This window comes from Blastococcus sp. DSM 46786, from assembly GCF_900109665.1.
Taxonomy (GTDB): domain Bacteria; phylum Actinomycetota; class Actinomycetes; order Mycobacteriales; family Geodermatophilaceae; genus Blastococcus; species Blastococcus carthaginiensis.
In genome coordinates this window covers 38,170-53,037 of sequence record NZ_FOAO01000016.1, presented here as the reverse complement: position 1 = coordinate 53,037, position 14,868 = coordinate 38,170, and the positions used below count along the sequence as shown (strand labels likewise).

Annotated in this window: 12 protein-coding genes; 3 read left to right on the top strand and 9 right to left on the bottom strand. The window is 70.5% G+C overall.

Annotated elements, in window-relative coordinates; all coding sequences use genetic code 11:
* Position 1: 1 nt before the first annotated feature.
* The gene (gene nrfD, locus BMW62_RS15235; protein WP_091932198.1) at positions 2 to 1,045 is read left to right on the top strand and encodes an NrfD/PsrC family molybdoenzyme membrane anchor subunit; all 1,044 of its coding nucleotides are present in this window, start codon (positions 2 to 4) and stop codon (positions 1,043 to 1,045) included.
* A gap of 11 nt (positions 1,046 to 1,056) precedes the next feature.
* Here nrfD and BMW62_RS15230 read toward each other — a convergent pair whose 3' ends face one another.
* On the bottom strand, positions 1,057 to 1,473 hold the full coding sequence (locus BMW62_RS15230; RefSeq protein ID WP_091932195.1) for a PIN domain-containing protein: 417 nt from the start codon (positions 1,471 to 1,473) through the stop codon (positions 1,057 to 1,059).
* Entirely contained in the window at positions 1,470 to 1,694 is a 225-nt protein-coding gene (locus BMW62_RS15225; RefSeq protein ID WP_244524067.1) for an AbrB/MazE/SpoVT family DNA-binding domain-containing protein, read from the bottom strand. The genes BMW62_RS15230 and BMW62_RS15225 overlap by 4 nt, the downstream gene beginning before the upstream one ends.
* A 234-nt stretch (positions 1,695 to 1,928) precedes the next feature.
* On the opposite strand from BMW62_RS15225, the gene BMW62_RS15220 reads away from it, so the two are divergent.
* Positions 1,929 to 4,079 carry an acyltransferase family protein gene (locus BMW62_RS15220; RefSeq protein ID WP_091932189.1) on the top strand — a complete coding sequence of 717 codons (2,151 nt, stop codon included), beginning with the start codon at positions 1,929 to 1,931 and terminating at the stop codon, positions 4,077 to 4,079.
* Positions 4,080 to 4,231: 152 nt separating this feature from the next.
* Here the strand turns inward: BMW62_RS15220 and BMW62_RS15215 are convergent, their stop codons facing one another.
* The 3 genes from BMW62_RS15215 to BMW62_RS15205 all read right to left on the bottom strand — a co-directional run bounded on the left by BMW62_RS15215 (position 4,232) and on the right by BMW62_RS15205 (position 7,820).
* Positions 4,232 to 5,011 carry a hypothetical protein gene (locus BMW62_RS15215; protein ID WP_091932186.1) on the bottom strand — a complete coding sequence of 260 codons (780 nt, stop codon included), beginning with the start codon at positions 5,009 to 5,011 and terminating at the stop codon, positions 4,232 to 4,234.
* A gap of 1 nt (position 5,012) precedes the next feature.
* Positions 5,013 to 5,402: an S-adenosylmethionine decarboxylase gene (locus BMW62_RS15210; protein WP_091932184.1), complete on the bottom strand. Its 390-nt coding sequence runs from the start codon at positions 5,400 to 5,402 to the stop codon at positions 5,013 to 5,015.
* Positions 5,403 to 5,501: 99 nt separating this feature from the next.
* A complete protein-coding gene (locus BMW62_RS15205; protein ID WP_091932181.1) occupies positions 5,502 to 7,820 on the bottom strand; it encodes a putative bifunctional diguanylate cyclase/phosphodiesterase in 2,319 nt (772 codons plus the stop codon).
* A gap of 114 nt (positions 7,821 to 7,934) precedes the next feature.
* Here BMW62_RS15205 and BMW62_RS15200 point away from each other — a divergent pair, with 114 nt between their 5' ends.
* Positions 7,935 to 8,258 carry a hypothetical protein gene (locus BMW62_RS15200; protein ID WP_091932178.1) on the top strand — a complete coding sequence of 108 codons (324 nt, stop codon included), beginning with the start codon at positions 7,935 to 7,937 and terminating at the stop codon, positions 8,256 to 8,258.
* Positions 8,259 to 8,291: 33 nt separating this feature from the next.
* Here the strand turns inward: BMW62_RS15200 and BMW62_RS15195 are convergent, their stop codons facing one another.
* The 4 genes from BMW62_RS15195 to BMW62_RS15175 all read right to left on the bottom strand — a co-directional run bounded on the left by BMW62_RS15195 (position 8,292) and on the right by BMW62_RS15175 (position 14,864).
* Positions 8,292 to 9,098, bottom strand: coding sequence for a hypothetical protein (locus BMW62_RS15195; RefSeq protein WP_091932176.1), 807 nt, complete (start codon positions 9,096 to 9,098; stop codon positions 8,292 to 8,294).
* A 283-nt stretch (positions 9,099 to 9,381) separates the two neighbouring features.
* Positions 9,382 to 10,173, bottom strand: coding sequence for a hypothetical protein (locus BMW62_RS15190; protein WP_091932173.1), 792 nt, complete (start codon positions 10,171 to 10,173; stop codon positions 9,382 to 9,384).
* A 2,964-nt stretch (positions 10,174 to 13,137) separates the two neighbouring features.
* Positions 13,138 to 13,437, bottom strand: a complete 300-nt coding sequence (locus BMW62_RS23600; protein WP_348271465.1) for a DapH/DapD/GlmU-related protein — start codon at positions 13,435 to 13,437, stop codon at positions 13,138 to 13,140.
* 293 nt (positions 13,438 to 13,730) lie between these two features.
* Positions 13,731 to 14,864: a glycosyltransferase gene (locus BMW62_RS15175; RefSeq protein WP_170852406.1), complete on the bottom strand. Its 1,134-nt coding sequence runs from the start codon at positions 14,862 to 14,864 to the stop codon at positions 13,731 to 13,733.
* Between the last annotated feature and the right edge of the window lie 4 nt (positions 14,865 to 14,868).

Genomic DNA, 14,868 nt, shown 5'->3' with positions numbered 1-14,868 from the left:
CATGACCGGCGGTATCACCAGCCCCGGCGCCGGGTGGCGCCAGGCCGACCGGGGTCCGGCGACGCAGCGCAGCACCGGCCGGAAGCGCCGCCGCGGCCGTGGGCGCCACCGCGGCGAGGTCGCGATGGTCGACGACGTCGAGTTCACCTCGTACTACGGCCGGCAGATCGTGAAGACGCCGGTGTGGAAGTCACCGGACGTGCCGCTGTACCTGTTCCTGGGCGGGGCGGCCGGCTCCTCGGCGATCCTCGGCGCACTCGCCGACCTCACCGACCGGCCGACGCTGACGAGGGTGTCGCGGCTGACCGCGGGCGGCGGGTCGATCCTGTCGGTGGCCTACCTGATCCACGACCTGGGCCGGCCGGAGCGGTTCCTGCACATGCTGCGGGTGCTCAAGCCGACCTCGCCGCTGTCGGTGGGCACGTACATCCTGGCGCCGTTCAGCGCGGCGGCCGGGGCGACGGCGGCGGTGGAGCTGCTGGGCTGGTTCCCGCGGCTCAAGCGCTTCGGCGGCGTGGTGGGCGCGGTCTTCGGCGGCCCGCTGGCCACCTACACCGGGGTGCTGCTGGCCAACACCGCGGTGCCGTCGTGGCACATGGCGCACACCCAGCTGCCCTACGTCTTCGGCGGCTCGGCGATGGCCGCGGGCGGCGGCATCACGATGGCGTTCACGCCGGTGGAGGAGGCCGGGCCGGCGCGGAAGATGGCGATCGCCGGGGCCGCGATCGAACTGGCCGCGATGCACAAGGTCGAGACCGACCACGGGCTCCTCAGCGAGCCCTTCCACGAGGGCCGGCCGGGCGCGCTGATGCGCGCGGCGCAGGTGTGCACCGCGGCGGGCGCCACGCTGACCGTGGTGGCCGGACGACGGCGGTGGGGCGCGGTCGCCTCGGGCACGCTGCTGGCGGCCGGTTCGCTGCTCACCCGCTTCGGCGTCTTCGAGGCCGGCATCGCCAGCACCAAGGACCCGAAGTACGTGGTGATCCCGCAGAAGGAGCGGCTGGCCGCACGGCAGCAGGAGCACGCCGACACCACCACCCGCTGACCCGTCGCGCCTCAGCTCGGCTCGATCAGCTCGACGTCCACCCCGAGGGCTGCGTACGTGCCGAGTGCGCGTGCATCGCGGGTGACGAGCGGGACGCCGGCTGCTCGGGCAGCGAGGCCGACCAGCGCGTCGTAGACGGCTCCACCGGCGATGCCGAGGGGGGCGAGGGCCCTGGGCAGAGCGGCGAGCTCGGCGCGGGGAACGGGAAGCGGGTCGCCGAAGTTCGCCTCGAGAAGTCGAACGGCGTCGGACGCGGTGACCCGCGCGTCACCGGGCAGGCGGGTCAGGACGGAGTACGTCTCCGCCAGGGAGTGCGTGGTGAGGAGTGCCGCGCGGCCGGCCGAGTGCCGACGTACCGAGGCGTGCGCGCCGTGGGACCGCATCAGCAGGGGGACGGCGGCGCTCGTGTCGAACGCCAGACGGGTCACCTGCGTGCGGAGTCCAGCAGACCGAACACGTCCTCGTCGGTCACCTGCGTCGTGGAGTCGGCGACCAGCGCGCCATCGACCTCGGTCAACCGGGCCGTCCGGCCGGCGGGGACGAGTTGCAGGCCGACGCCGTAACGGCTGAGGTCCACGGTGCTCCCCGCGGTCAGCCCCAGTGCGTCACGGAGTGCCTTGGGGACGACGATCCGTCCCAGGCTGTCCATCGTCGTCTCCACTGGGAGAACGCTACCAGCGCTCTGCCACTACGGCGAGGAGATGCGAAGGAGAGGCCGACGGACCGTGCCGGGCTGCACGGCCCGGCACCCGCGACGGCCCTCACCCGGAGCAGCCGGGGGTGGGGCCGCACGGTCGGTGCACGGGTGGGCACCTGCCCAGCCCGGGAGCCCCGTCCGGCTCCGTGCCCCGAGGACCCACCCGCGCCAAGTACGTTCGTGCCCATGTCCGCGATGGATCAGGCGACGACCCGGACGACGCCCCGGCCCCCCGGCGGTCCGCTGGGCTTCCGCGCCGACATCCAGGGGCTGCGCGCCGTGGCGGTGGCGCTGGTCGTCGCCGACCACGTCCTCGGCTGGCCCCACGGCGGGTTCGTGGGTGTCGACGTCTTCTTCGTCATCTCCGGGTACCTGATCACTTCGCTGCTGCTCCGCGAGCTCTCCTCGACCGGCGCCGTCTCCTTCCGCGACTTCTACCTCCGGCGCGCCAAGCGGATCCTGCCCGCGGCCATGGTGGTGCTGGCGGTGACCGTGGCCGTCGGGTACGCCCTCTTCTTCCTGCCGCGGGCGAACGAGACCGCGCTCGACGCGCTGGCCGCGGCGCTGTTCGTCGAGAACTGGCACCTGGTGGCCGTCGAGGCCGACTACCTGCAGGCGCAGGGGCCGGTGTCCCCGGTGCAGCACTACTGGTCGCTCTCGATCGAGGAGCAGTTCTACGCGCTCTGGCCGCTGCTCCTCTTCGCCGGCTTCCGGCTGCTCGACCTCCGCCACCGGCCGCAGCGGCTGGTCTGGTTCATCGGCGTGGGGATCGCCGTCTCGCTGGCGTGGGCGGCCTACCGGACGAGCACCGCCCCGACGGCCGCCTACTTCGACACCCTGGCGCGGGCCGGCGAGCTGCTGATCGGGGCGCTCGTCGCCGTCGTCGCCGGTCGGACGGCCGTCGCCGGCCGGCTCCGCCCGGGGCTGAGCCTCGGCGGGCTCGTGGTCATCCTCGGCTCCGCGGTGGTGATCTCGCCGTCCTCGGCCTTCCCCTTCCCGTGGGTGCTGGTGCCCGTGCTCGGCGCGGCGATGGTGCTGCTGGCCGACCCGCCCCCGTCCCCGGCCACCGCCCTGCTGACCAACCCCGTGGCGCAGGCGATCGGCCGGTGGTCGTTCTCGATCTACCTGTGGCACTTCCCGGTCGTGGTGTTCGGGGTCGCCACCTTCGGGAGCTCCGTCCCGGTGCAGCTGGCGCTCGTGGCCCTCACGGTGCTGCTGTCCGCCGCCTCCTACCGGTGGGTCGAGCGGCCCGTCCTGAACCTCCGCTCCCGCCCCCGCTACGTCTCCGGGTGGGAGCGGCGCCGCGGCACGGGGGTCCTGCTGCCCGTCACCGTGGCCGGGGTGCTGCTCGTGGTGAGCGCGGCCCAGTTCCTGGGGCCGGCGTGGCTGCGCGGCGCCGACACCGCCAGCGCGGGCCCGGCGATCTCCGCCACCGGGGAACGGCCCGCCGCGGCCGAGCTCGCGGAGCAGGTGGAGGACGCCCTCTCCGCCGACTCCTGGCCGGCGGACCTCACGCCCTCCCTCGACGGGCTGGGGCCCGAGCAGCAGGCCGAGGAGATGCTCACCGAGGCCCCGGGGTGCCGGAACACGGTGACCGAGATCGACGACCCGCTGGTCTGCCAGGACGGGCCGGCCGACGCGGCCCGGACGGCGCTCCTGGTCGGTGACTCGGTGGCGATGAGCTGGGGGCCCACGGTCGACGCGATCTTCGCGGGCGACGACTGGCAGGTGCTCGGGCTGGGCTACGCCTCCTGCCCGTTCGTCGACGTCGCCGTGGCCCCGCCGGCCGAGCCGCCCGGCTTCCCGGAGGACTGCGCGGCGGCGCGCGAGACCACGCAGCAGTTCATCGAGGAGACGGAGCCCGACGTGCTGGTCCTGTCGGCCGGGCAGGGGTACTTCGGCAACTTCGTCAGCGGGAGCGGCAGCGACGGCGACAGCGAGGCCGCCATCGACGAGTGGCGGCGCGGCCTGGAGTCGACCCTCGAGGCGGTGACGCCGCACGCCGGCTCGGTGGTGGTGCTGGGCAACCCGCCGCTGGGCGCCGACCCCCGCGAGTGCGGGACGCGCCTGGGCAGCCCGGAGGACTGCGTCAGGTCGATCGGCCGCGGCTTCCCGGACAAGTCCGAGGCCGAGCAGTCCGCTGTCGAGTCGCTGCAGGCGGCCGGTGCGGACGTGACATACGTGGACACCCGGGAGATGTTCTGCGCGGACGGCCGCTGCCCCGCCTTCATCGGCTCCGTGCTGCTGCGCACGGACGAGACCCACCTGACCGCGGCGGCCGCGGACATGGTGGCGGCCGCCGTCGAGGAGATGGTCCCGGCCCGGGTCAGGTCCTGAGCGCACCGCACCCGGTGGCCCGTCCCGCCTGACCTGCCGGGCCCCTCACCCCATGTCGGGGCAGTCAGTCTCTGCCCACCAGAGCCGGGCAGAGACTGACTGCCCACGGGACAACGGTCCTGCCCCGGAGCCAGGGGGCGCTGGCCGCCGGCCTACCCGAGGGGCGCGCTCTCGCGGCGGACCGTCGGCGGCCGCCAGCCGGTGGTGCCCCGACGGGGCACCCCCACGAGCGCCGGCTCGGCCGACTCGACGAAGGTGCCCCGGGTCGCCGCCAGGTCGGCCGGGTCCACGGTGATCGAGCGGAACACACCGTGGTCCAGCGCCGGCGCCAGGTCGGGGCGGGCGCCGTACACCTCGGCCTCCGCCGTCGCCACGGCGAAGACGCACGGGGTGCTGGCCGGCGACCCGAGGTAGGGCTGCGAGGTGGCGCCCGCCATCGCGTGCCAGGGCAGGCCCATCGCGCGCACGAGCCGGTGCACCCGGTCGTCGAGGATGGTGACCATGCCGGGGACGCCGCAGTTGCGGGCGTACCGCCAGATGCCGTGGCACAGGGCGACGCTCACCTCGGCGCCGGCCGCGCCGGCGCGGTAGCGCGGGTCGACGGCGAGGCTGGCGACGTCCCACACCGTCGCGGGCTCCAGGTCGACGGCGGCCAGGCTCTCGGCCACGGGCAGGTGCCACGGCGCGCCGGCGATGTCGAGCACGGTCTTCACCGGGGCCGCGCCGTCGGTGATCAGCCGCGCGGTGCCCAGGGCGACGCCGCTCTCGTCGTCGATGACCGCGACGAACCGCGAGCGCTCCTCGTAGGGGCCGTACTCCTGCGCCAGGAGCTCCGGCGTGTTGCCGAAGGCCTGGAGGAAGACGTCGGCCTCGACCTGACGCGCGGCGTCCCGCTCGGCGGGGGAGTGCGCCACCAGCAGCCGGAAGGCCACGTCAGAACCCCTTCGCGACGACGGTGCGGGCAGCGAAGAAGTCGGCGGTGAAGGCCACCGCGACGTCGGGGTCGAACGCCTTGCAGGTGTAGATGTCCACCGAGAAGAACAGCCGCGGCTGCTCCCAGGCGTAGAAGTGCGCGCCGGAGGTCTCCCAGTGGATCCAGCCGGCCCAGCCGTACAGGTCGGAGCGGTGCGTCACCGGCTCGAGCAGCTGCACCATGTCCACCTCGCGGGACAGCGCCGAGAGGTAGGTGCGGATCTGGGCGTCGTCCACGGGCGCGGCCGGGTAGCCCTCGATCACCAGGCGCTGCCGGAGGATCTCCGGGGCGAGGTCCCGCCAGGCGACGGGGCGGGAGAGCAGGTCAGGGGCAGGGGAGGACGGCGTCACCGGCTCATCGTCCACATCCGGTAGCGCAGGGTGTTCACCCAGGTCGGCGTGTCGCCCGGTCGTGCGTCACCCCGAGGGCGTCGTCCTGACCCTTCGGGGTCAGCCCGGGGCCCCGCCGCGGTGCAGCTGGGGGATCAGCGCGCAGTCGACGAGCCCGGAGTCCGAGGCGACCAGCCAGTCCAGGAAGTCCTCCACCGGCATGGGGCGGGCGATGGCGTACCCCTGGGCGACGTCGCAGCCGAGGCGGGCGAGGGTGGCGCTCGTCGCCAGGGTCTCGACCCCCTCGGCCACCAGGCTCAGGCCGAGGGCGTGCGCGAGCGCGACGGTGCTCTGCACGATGGCCGCCGCGCGGGGGTCGCGGTCGACGTCGGCGGTCAGGGTGCGGTCGAGCTTCAGCTCGTCGGCCGGCAGGTGCCGCAGGTAGGCCAGCGAGCTGTAGCCGGTGCCGTAGTCGTCGATCGACGTGCGGACGCCGGAGGCGCGCAGGTCGGCGAGGACCGTGCGACCGCGCTCGGGATCGGCCATGAGGGTGTCCTCGACGAGCTCCAGCGTGAGCGCCCGCGGGGGCAGCCCGTGCCGGTGCAGCGCGGCGGCGACCTTGCCGGCCAGGTCGAGGTCGGTGACGTTGGCCGCCGACAGGTTCACCGACACCGGCACCTCGCGCTCGTGCCACCAGCGGGCCGCCGCCTCGAGCGCCAGCTCGAGCACGCGGTCGGTCAGCGGCCGCAGGAGCCCGGCCTGCTCGGCGGCCGGGAGCAGCTCGGCGGGGGAGAGCAGCCCGCGGGTGGGGTGCTCCCACCGGACCAGCGCCTCGGCGCCCACGATGCGGCCGTCGCGCATGTCCATCTGGGGCTGGAGGAAGACCCGCAGCTCGTCGCCGTCCAGGGCGGTCCGCAGCTCCTCCATGGTGCGCAGCCGGCCGCTGCCGGAGGTGCCCGTGACGGGGTCGGGCACGTAGACCTGCACGCCCTCGCGGGCGCGCTTGGCGCTGTACATGGCGACGTCGGCGCAGTGCAGCAGCTCCTGGACGGTCGTCGCCGGAGCGGGTGCGGTGGCGACGCCGATGCTCACGCCGACGTGCAGCCGGACGTCGGCGACCGTGAAGGGGGCGAGCAGCAGGTCGCGCAGCCGCTCGGCGAGCGCCCGGGCCTCGGCGGTCGACGCGGCGGGCATGAGGACGGCGAACTCGTCGCCGCCGAGCCGGGCCAGCAGCTCGCCGGCCCGCAGCGAGCCGCGCAGCCGCGGCCCGATCTGGCGCAGCAGGTCGTCACCGGCGGTGTGGCCGAGGCTGTCGTTGATCTCCTTGAAGCCGTCGAGGTCGAGCAGCAGCAGGGCGGCGGGCCGTCCGGGAGTGGCCGCGGTGACGACGCGCTGGGCCTGCTCGAGCAGCGCGCGCCGGTTGGCCAGCCCGGTGAGCTCGTCGGTGCGCGACTCCAGCACCACCTGGTTGTAGCCGCGCACCTCGCGGAAGGTGACGGCGATGCGGAGGACGCCGGCCAGCACGCAGGCGATCGCCAGCCAGCCGGCGACGTCGGGCACGGGCTGCGACCACGGGCTGAGCACGACGAGGCTGGCGACCAGGCAGGCGAGCGGCACGGCCAGCAGCCGCCAGCCGATGCGCGAGCCGCTGCTGCCGAGGCGGCGGGGGGGCTCGACCGCGCCCTCCGCGGCGGCGGCGGCCAGGATCACGGAGGCGAGCCAGCCGAGCTCCAGCGGCCCGCCGTCGACGTAGGTGCCCTGCACCTTGAGGGCGAAGAGGACGAGGTCGGAGACGGCGATCAGGCCCAGCGCCGCACCGAGCAGCACGAAGGTGCGGTCGAGGCGCACGCCGAGGATGCCGCCGACGGCCATGACGACGGCGATGAGCAGCACCGTGGTGATGGGTGCCATGAGGTCGGCGGCCGCCACCGGGGCTCGGCCGGGCCCCATGAGCAGGTAGGGGCCCAGCAGGAAGGCGACCCCGGCCGAGAGGCTGCCGAGCGCGGCGACGACGCCGTCGAGCCACATGCTGGGGTGGAAGCGCGGCACCCGGGCGCGGATGAGCACGACGACGGGCACGTACATGGCCAGGTAGGCCGCGAACATGACCCCGAGCGCGAGCGCGGAGGCGGGCTCGTTGCCCTGCAGGCCGGAGGAGAGGACCCGCAGCGCGTTGCCGAGCGCACCGAGGAGGAGGGCGACGGCGAGCGCGGCCCAGGCCAGCCGCTCGGTGCGCACCCGGCGCGCCGTCAGCAGGCACGCCGCCGCGGCCGCGAGGTAGGGCAGATTGTAGAGGACGACGTCGTACGCGCGGTCCCACGCCGCGCCGGCGGGCCGCTGGCCGATGCCGGTGGCGTAGAGCGCGGTCAGCGCGACCGTCAGGAGCAGCGCACGGCCGGGACGGCGACGCCTGGTCGCCGCCTGCTCTCGCCACTCCATGGAGGGGGACATCGGCCGGGGGACGCCCGGACTGCAGGGCTGCCCGTGCGCTCCTCACCCGGTGGGGGGAGCCGTACCGTCACGGACGGGACCTCGACTGCCGATGAAGCACGTGTGGAGCGAACGCACGAGCAGGAGCCGGGGACGGCGGAGCGCGGTGCCGACCTGGAGCCGATGAGCGGCACGGTCTCCTTCCGCACCGGATCGGCCGAGAGCTACGGCCGCCACGCGGCACCGCCGTCCGCCTACGGACCGGCCGACGTCCACCGGCTGCCTCCCGTGTCGCGCACCCGCCTGCGGGTGGCGGAGCAGGTCGAGGCCGCGGACCGCGCCGAGGAGGACACCGCTGCCGCCACCCCCGCCCGGACGGAGCGCGAGGCGGCGGTGAGCAGCAGCGGGTTCTGGGCCCGGCTGCGCCTGCTGCCCAAGGTGGCGTAGCGCTCGGACGCCGACGTCAGCGCCGGCGCGACCTCACCGGCAGACGGGGACGGCGAGGTCGGTGTTGTGCAGGTACGGCCCACCGGGCGGGTCGCCGTTCATGTAGGAGTTCGCCGGCGTCCAGAGCCCGTTCCAGGGCTCGGTCTCGATCAGGTACCAGAAGCCGTCGGGGCTGACGCTCGGCACGCTCGGGGCGTAGTAGCGGCAGCGCACCATGATCGTGGTGTGCGGCGGGATGGGTGCGCCGCGCCCGGAGAGCGTCCGCGGGTCGGCGAAGGTGTTGGCGCCGATGCTGCCGGCCTCCTCCTGGAGGGGGGTGCCGTCGCCGGTGCTGGGCAGGGGCACGTCCACCAGGTCGTTGGCGGCGAGGGTCGGGTCCGCCGCCGATGCCTCGGGGCTGCGCTCGCCGAGCACGAGGGCGGTGAGCGCGGAGGAGAGGACGGCGACCAGCACCAGGGCGACCGCCGGCAGCGCCCAGGTGGGCAGCCGGCGGCGGCGCGGCGCGGGCCCGGCGGGGGTCTCCTCGACCGGGTCGTCCGCCGTCGCCGGGCCGACCGCGGAGGCGCCGCGGTAGGGGCCGCAGGAGTCGACGAGCGCCGGCACCCCGGCGGCCTCGGGGTACCCGGGCAGCTCGGCGCGCGCCCAGGCGTCCAGTTCGCGGACGGCGCCGGTCACCTTGGTGCGCGGGTAGCTGCCGGCCATCCAGTTGTCGAGGGTGCGGGCGCTGACCAGGCCGCCACTGCGCGTGACGAGCTGGTCCCTCCCACCCGCCGAGGCGATCAGCCAGCCGACCTGCGTGACGAAGGGGTCGGTGGCCGCGTCGTCGCTCGTGTCGGTCATCGGCACCCCCGTGCTGCGGAACTGGTTCGGGCAACTTAGCGCAGCGGGCGAACCCGCTGGTGGAGCCGTGCGCAGGTCGGCCTGCGCGCAGTCTGCGCCCTGCCTGCGTTGCCGGGGAGCGGCCGCGCCGGGTTCAGTGGAGGAGGGCGCGCACCCACGTCGGACCGGGAGCGCGTGCACCGTTCCGCCCCGGGCGGGCTGACCGCGCACGGGGGTGGTCAGCGTCGTTCGGAGCGGGCGGGTGCAGCGGCCGTGACCCCGCCGCTGTACCGGCCCGGACGGGTCAGACGAGGCCGCTGTCGATCGACTGCTGCCAGGCCATCTCGTCGATGACGGCGCGCTTCTCGACGTCGTCGAAGCGCACGTCCTTCCAGCGTCGCTTCTCGTCTCCGAGCGGACCGCCGCGGTGCCACTCGCCCTTGCGGGTCAGGAACCACGACCGGCCGTGGTAGTCGGGGCCCTCGAAGGCCCAGCCAGTCAGCCGCGTGAGGCCGGTGCGCCGCTTCTCGGGCTCGCGGGCGTAGGGAAGCAGGTACAGGCAGACGTCGGTGAACTCGGCCGCGGTGAGCCGGCGCAGCACGTGCACCGCCGAGCGCACCTGCTGCTCGGTGCGCCGCTCGTCGCGTGCGTAGAGCAGCCAGACGGCGTCCTCGTCGGCGAGCTCGAGCAGCGTGGTGCGCTGCCGCAGCCGCTCGGCCTCGGCGGCGGCGGATTCCTCCTCGCGGCGCTTCTCCTCGGCGGCGGCGGCCGCGCGGGCGCGGAGCCGGGCGTTGGCCAGGTCGCGGTCGCACACCCGCCAGCCCTGCCACAGGTCGGAGTGGTCGGCGCAGACGGCGCGGGTGCACTCGGTGCACTCACCGACGGCGGGCTCGCCGCACCGGCAGGTGGCGCCGTCGTCGTCGCGGGTCTGGATGTAGACGGTGCCGCAGCGTCGGGTCTCAGCGGGTGACGGAACCGCCGTGGGCTCCGTGCCGCCGGGGACAAGTTGGTCGATGCGGACGTCGGCGTCGCACCGCCAGTAGCCGGTCAGGATCTGCGTGCGCGCGGCCGTCGCCCCACAGGAGGGACAGGGCATACCGCGGAGCCTAGGAGCGGAAAGCCGACGTAGACCGGACCAAGGCCCAGTGCCCCGTTCCCGTCGGCACAACAGCCACAGGAGTCACGAGCGGCCCAGTGGCGACCAGGTCCCACAGGTGCCGGGGCTCCCGACTCGACGGTCAGCCCTACCTTACCTTCGCGCTCCTGGCCCCATCGGCCACGCGCCGTCGAGCAGGCCCCAGTACTCAATTAATGCTGGGAGAAGGATGGAAGCTCTGCTTGTGTCTGTCGAGTCATGCTGCTGCACGCCTTTGACGAGTCTAGTGGTGCAGGCAGTTCCTTCTGCGCCGCCGAGTCAGGCGCCGCGACAACGCCAAAGAGCCAGAAAGCGCAGACAACCTACCGTTCAAGGAACCCAGAGCGCCGAGACGTGCGCGGGGAGGTATGCCCCTGCGTGGTCGTCATTCCCGCCGCGACTTGGTGTCTGGATAAAGACGTGACTCGACCACACTCAAGAGGCAATAGACCCCCGCGAGTGCCCGCCCGGCACGCATCCACGTCAGATTCGATGATGATGCCGCCTCACACAGCCGCCCTTCCCGGCGCGCCTTCGACCGCCTGCTGAACGAGTTCCCGCAAGACATCAAGCCGCTCCAAACCCGCGAGTAACGTGGACTCCGATATTTCAGAGTCGGCCACTGCTCGGGTCAAAACGCCGCCAACCGGTGCAGTCCCATCTGCCACATTAAGCGCTGCCCCGATGCTCGCTAACGTGGGTAGCAGTTTGCTGTCGTGCGCGTCGACCAGGGGGACAGGCTGAGCCCCTTGGGACCACCCCAGCAGGAGACCATGCAGGCGGTTGCTCACAACGACACTAGCGGACCGGTAGACCTCGAGCACGCGCTGAAGCTGCTCCTTATGCGATCCCGCCCACCTCACCACCTCGCTTCCCGGGACCTTGCTCGATAGGGATAGGTGGCATTCTTCATCTCTGCGCACTTGAGTTACGAATACAATTCGTAGCTGATTCTGATCAGCATAGTCGACTAACTCCGGGATAAGATTCGAAGGCAGCTCTCGATCCGACCTAATTGACAAGGCGAGTATCCGCCGACTTGTGGTGCCGGTGCGGACGTCTTGCCCAGGCTCAGGAAGAATCCCCAAATCGGGATAGACTGTCGCATTATCTGCGCCAACTATAGATGAGGACACGTTGTCCCGCAGCGCGGCAAGTCTCGAGCGGCGTACGACCAGGCGCGCCATTGCGCCAGCGAGCGGACCTTCACCCCGGTAGGCCCTTCCGATGACGAGGACCCCCTTGCCCGCGCTAGAACAGAGTAGCGATAGAAGGGTATTACCTAGACCACGAACCAGTGCCTTCGTCGTGTCTTCCAGGCCCTGAGGTCCAGGTGCGTATACGAGCATTGCCCGGCCAATAGCCACATCGCGAAGGAGGCTTGCGAGCCAAGTTGATGTGCGGCGGTGCAAAACGACTCCGGGCGGCAAGTCGAACGCGTCAACGTACGCGCACGGCATTCCCTCGGCGACAAGGTGTAGCCGAGCCGAAGTACCGCACAGCCATCGGACTAAGTTGCGCCGAATGACGATATCGCCCAGATTATCCGACTGCGCGGCTATCGACATATAGACCGCGGTTGGCTTCGCGAGTCGTCTCACGCGATGGACCCCCAGCCAGATCGACAACGAATAACGGATGGTCGGATAGACATATAGCTCACAAGAAGGCACGCTTGCACTAGGTAGGCAACCGCCCCGCCAACTGCCGCTCCTATTGCTCCATTGACGATCGCTCCCGCCCCTACAAATGCGATGTAGAAGCCGGTCGTGGCCGTTGACGTAAGCGCAACGGCGCGCTGCCGCCCGAGGCCCTGCAGCAGAGCATTCAACAGCGATGCCGCGCTCGCCGCCGCTAGTCCGACTAGGGTCACCTGTAGAGGCACCACGGCGCCGGAATAGGCCTCTCCCAGTACAACAGGCAGCACGGCTGGGACGACGGCGGCGCACCCAACATATAGGACTGAAAGAGCTAGCCACGCGACGGCCGAGATTCGCAGAAGGCGCGTTACCTCAGCGCTGCTTCGAGCCCGCGCAGCAGCAGGAAGCAGGACCGTGGCTAAGGAAGCCGATACCAATCGCAAAGGTCCCGTTAAGCGCGCTGGAATCGCAAACAAGCCGGCCTCGACAGCGCCGACTAAGGCACCCGTTAAGGCAACGTCAACGTTCCTCGCCTGAGTCACCGCAGAGTTCACCCAGAAGCTCCTACCCTTCGCGACAAGACGGGTCTTGGATTCACTAGCTCTCGGCGCTAGTCTGACCGAAACTGCTCGTCTAACGATCACCGCGGCGGCAACCGAAACCAAGCCCGATGCGCTTGCGAAGGCGAGCACGGCGTCAAGGCCAAGCCAGGCTAGAGTCGCGAAACCGCCCAGCGTGGTGGCTCGACGAATTACAACGGAAAGGGCGCTGCGGGACGCGTAACCATCCGCTACCCATAGGGCAGCCCAGGCGTCAGCACTCCTGTCCGCACCGATCCATAGCCCTAGGGGTAAGAGCGCCAAAAATACGTCGTTGGCGATCAGGCCCAACAGCAAGAAGACCGCCAACGTCAGTAATGAAAGCGCTATTGAAATCTTCGCGTGAAGCGCCATGCACGCTGCCGGTAGGTCGCTTGACGGATCGGCTGCCCGTTCGCGAATAGCAAGGGTGCTGAGCCCAAAATCGACGGCCATCTGGGCGAAGGCAGCCAACCCCAAAAAGCCCGCTACGAGCGCAAACTCAGGGACACTGGCGAATCGCGCCAGCACGAGCAAGCTGACTGCCTGCAAGCCTGCCGCAAGAAGGCGGCTAACAGTGAGCCAGGCAAATTGACGACCCATGCTCACTCGGCGCCCCTCTTGGAACGCCAGCCCATCGTCGCTCGATGCTGGGATGCTCTCCGTTGGCGATGAGGCATCAGTCCCGTCACATAGGACATGGACCGTCAGGTGCTTGGTGAGTGCGAGTCGCGTGACTCGTCGGCCGACCAATGGCCAAGCCTCCGAAGGTGCTCTTCACGCTGGGCCTCGTCAAGAAACCTCCATCCGATCGTCCGAGCGGGAGCTCCACCTACTATCGCGAACGGTGGAACATCGTGGGTTACGACCGAGCCAGCCCCAACTATTGCTCCGTCGCCGATCGACACCCCACTAAGCAGAACAGAGGCACCGCCGATCCACACATCGTGACCGATCGTTATACGATCCCGATCGTTAGCGGGCCGGTCGCCCACCCACGTCGCCATCAGCATGGGGACACCCAACATGTCAACCGCATGATCCTGGCGACCGACAATCTGAACGCCCATGCCGATCATCACATAATCGCCAATCTCGCCGTCGACTTGTATGATCGTATTCGGACCGACGCTTACGTCGTTACCAAGCCTCAGGCCGTGCGGGGAACTGATGACAACACCGCGACCGGCTCGGAAGCGCCGGCCCACACTCACGTTCTCGTTTAGAGCCAAGCGGTTCAAGAGGCTACGTACTGCGAGTCTGACAAAGCGAGGAAGGCTCGACCGCGACTTTGTGCGCTTCATGCTGAAATTGTCCCCCATCCGTCCTCTCCGAGTTCCTGCCAACGACCCTCGAATGCAGCCATGAGCCCTTCGGCCATCGCCTCCGCGGTGTAGTACTGCGCCACGGTGTGCGATAGCTTTGCCGCGTTTTCCTGTGAAAAGCGACGATTGGAAGCCTGGCGCAGTGCTACCGCGAGGCCTTCTCGGCCGCGCTCGAACATCTGCACGCCACCGAATCGTTGCAATTCCACCTCAGGAGAGTGGCGCGTCGCGGACGGAATGAGAATAGGTACCCCGAAGCCCAAACTCTGCGTTAATGTGAGTCCTACGTAGCCAGGGCTGACGCTCCAGAGGGTACGGCCGTAAATTCCCCGTAGGGCGTCGGGCCCCTCGATCCGTCCGAGGAAGTCGACATGGTCACTGATCCCGAGCTTCCTCGCGCGCTCTTTGAGCTGGTCTGCTTGAGACCCGAAGCCGACAATCGCCAGTCGGAATCCTCCACGCCAAACATCAGAATCGGCAAAGGCGTCGAGCAGGAGGCCGACATCCTTATCTGGCTCGAGTCTTCCAACGTACAAGAAAAGATTGGGCGACTCCGGGGGACTAGCAGGCCGCATGTCGGCAGCTTGGTACAAGGAATTTGGTGCGACCCAGAGGGGTCCAGAGGGCAACTCGGCTCGCGCGGGCCTGACGCTGTCATATCCGTACAGGACCGTCCCGTGTGCCAGTCGGCGCATCGTGCGACGCAAAACAGCCAATCTAGTGTCGCCACCGGCCTGCGGATGTAGATGTCCCCAGACGATCACGCGTCGACCAAGCAGCCGTCTTGTGATCAAGAGCATCCACGCCGTAATACTACGAGGATTTAGGTCGATAATCAAAGACCTAACGCCGAGCGCCCGTCGCCAGTGACCCGTCTGCACCAGTAGCCGAGAGCCGAAGAGGCGGTGTGCACCAGTTCGCCGATACTGATCCTCCGGAATGCCAGTCCTGACGCTGACATCAAGGTGAGCATCGCTCGCGAACATCTCCAGGTCATGGCCTAGGCGGGCGCGCAGGATGCTAACGCACGCCCGCCTGTAGGACGGGATAACGGCAAGGTAAAGCGCATACGCAGGCTGTTGGGCGCCGGTCTTGCGGGGCTCGATCATCAGT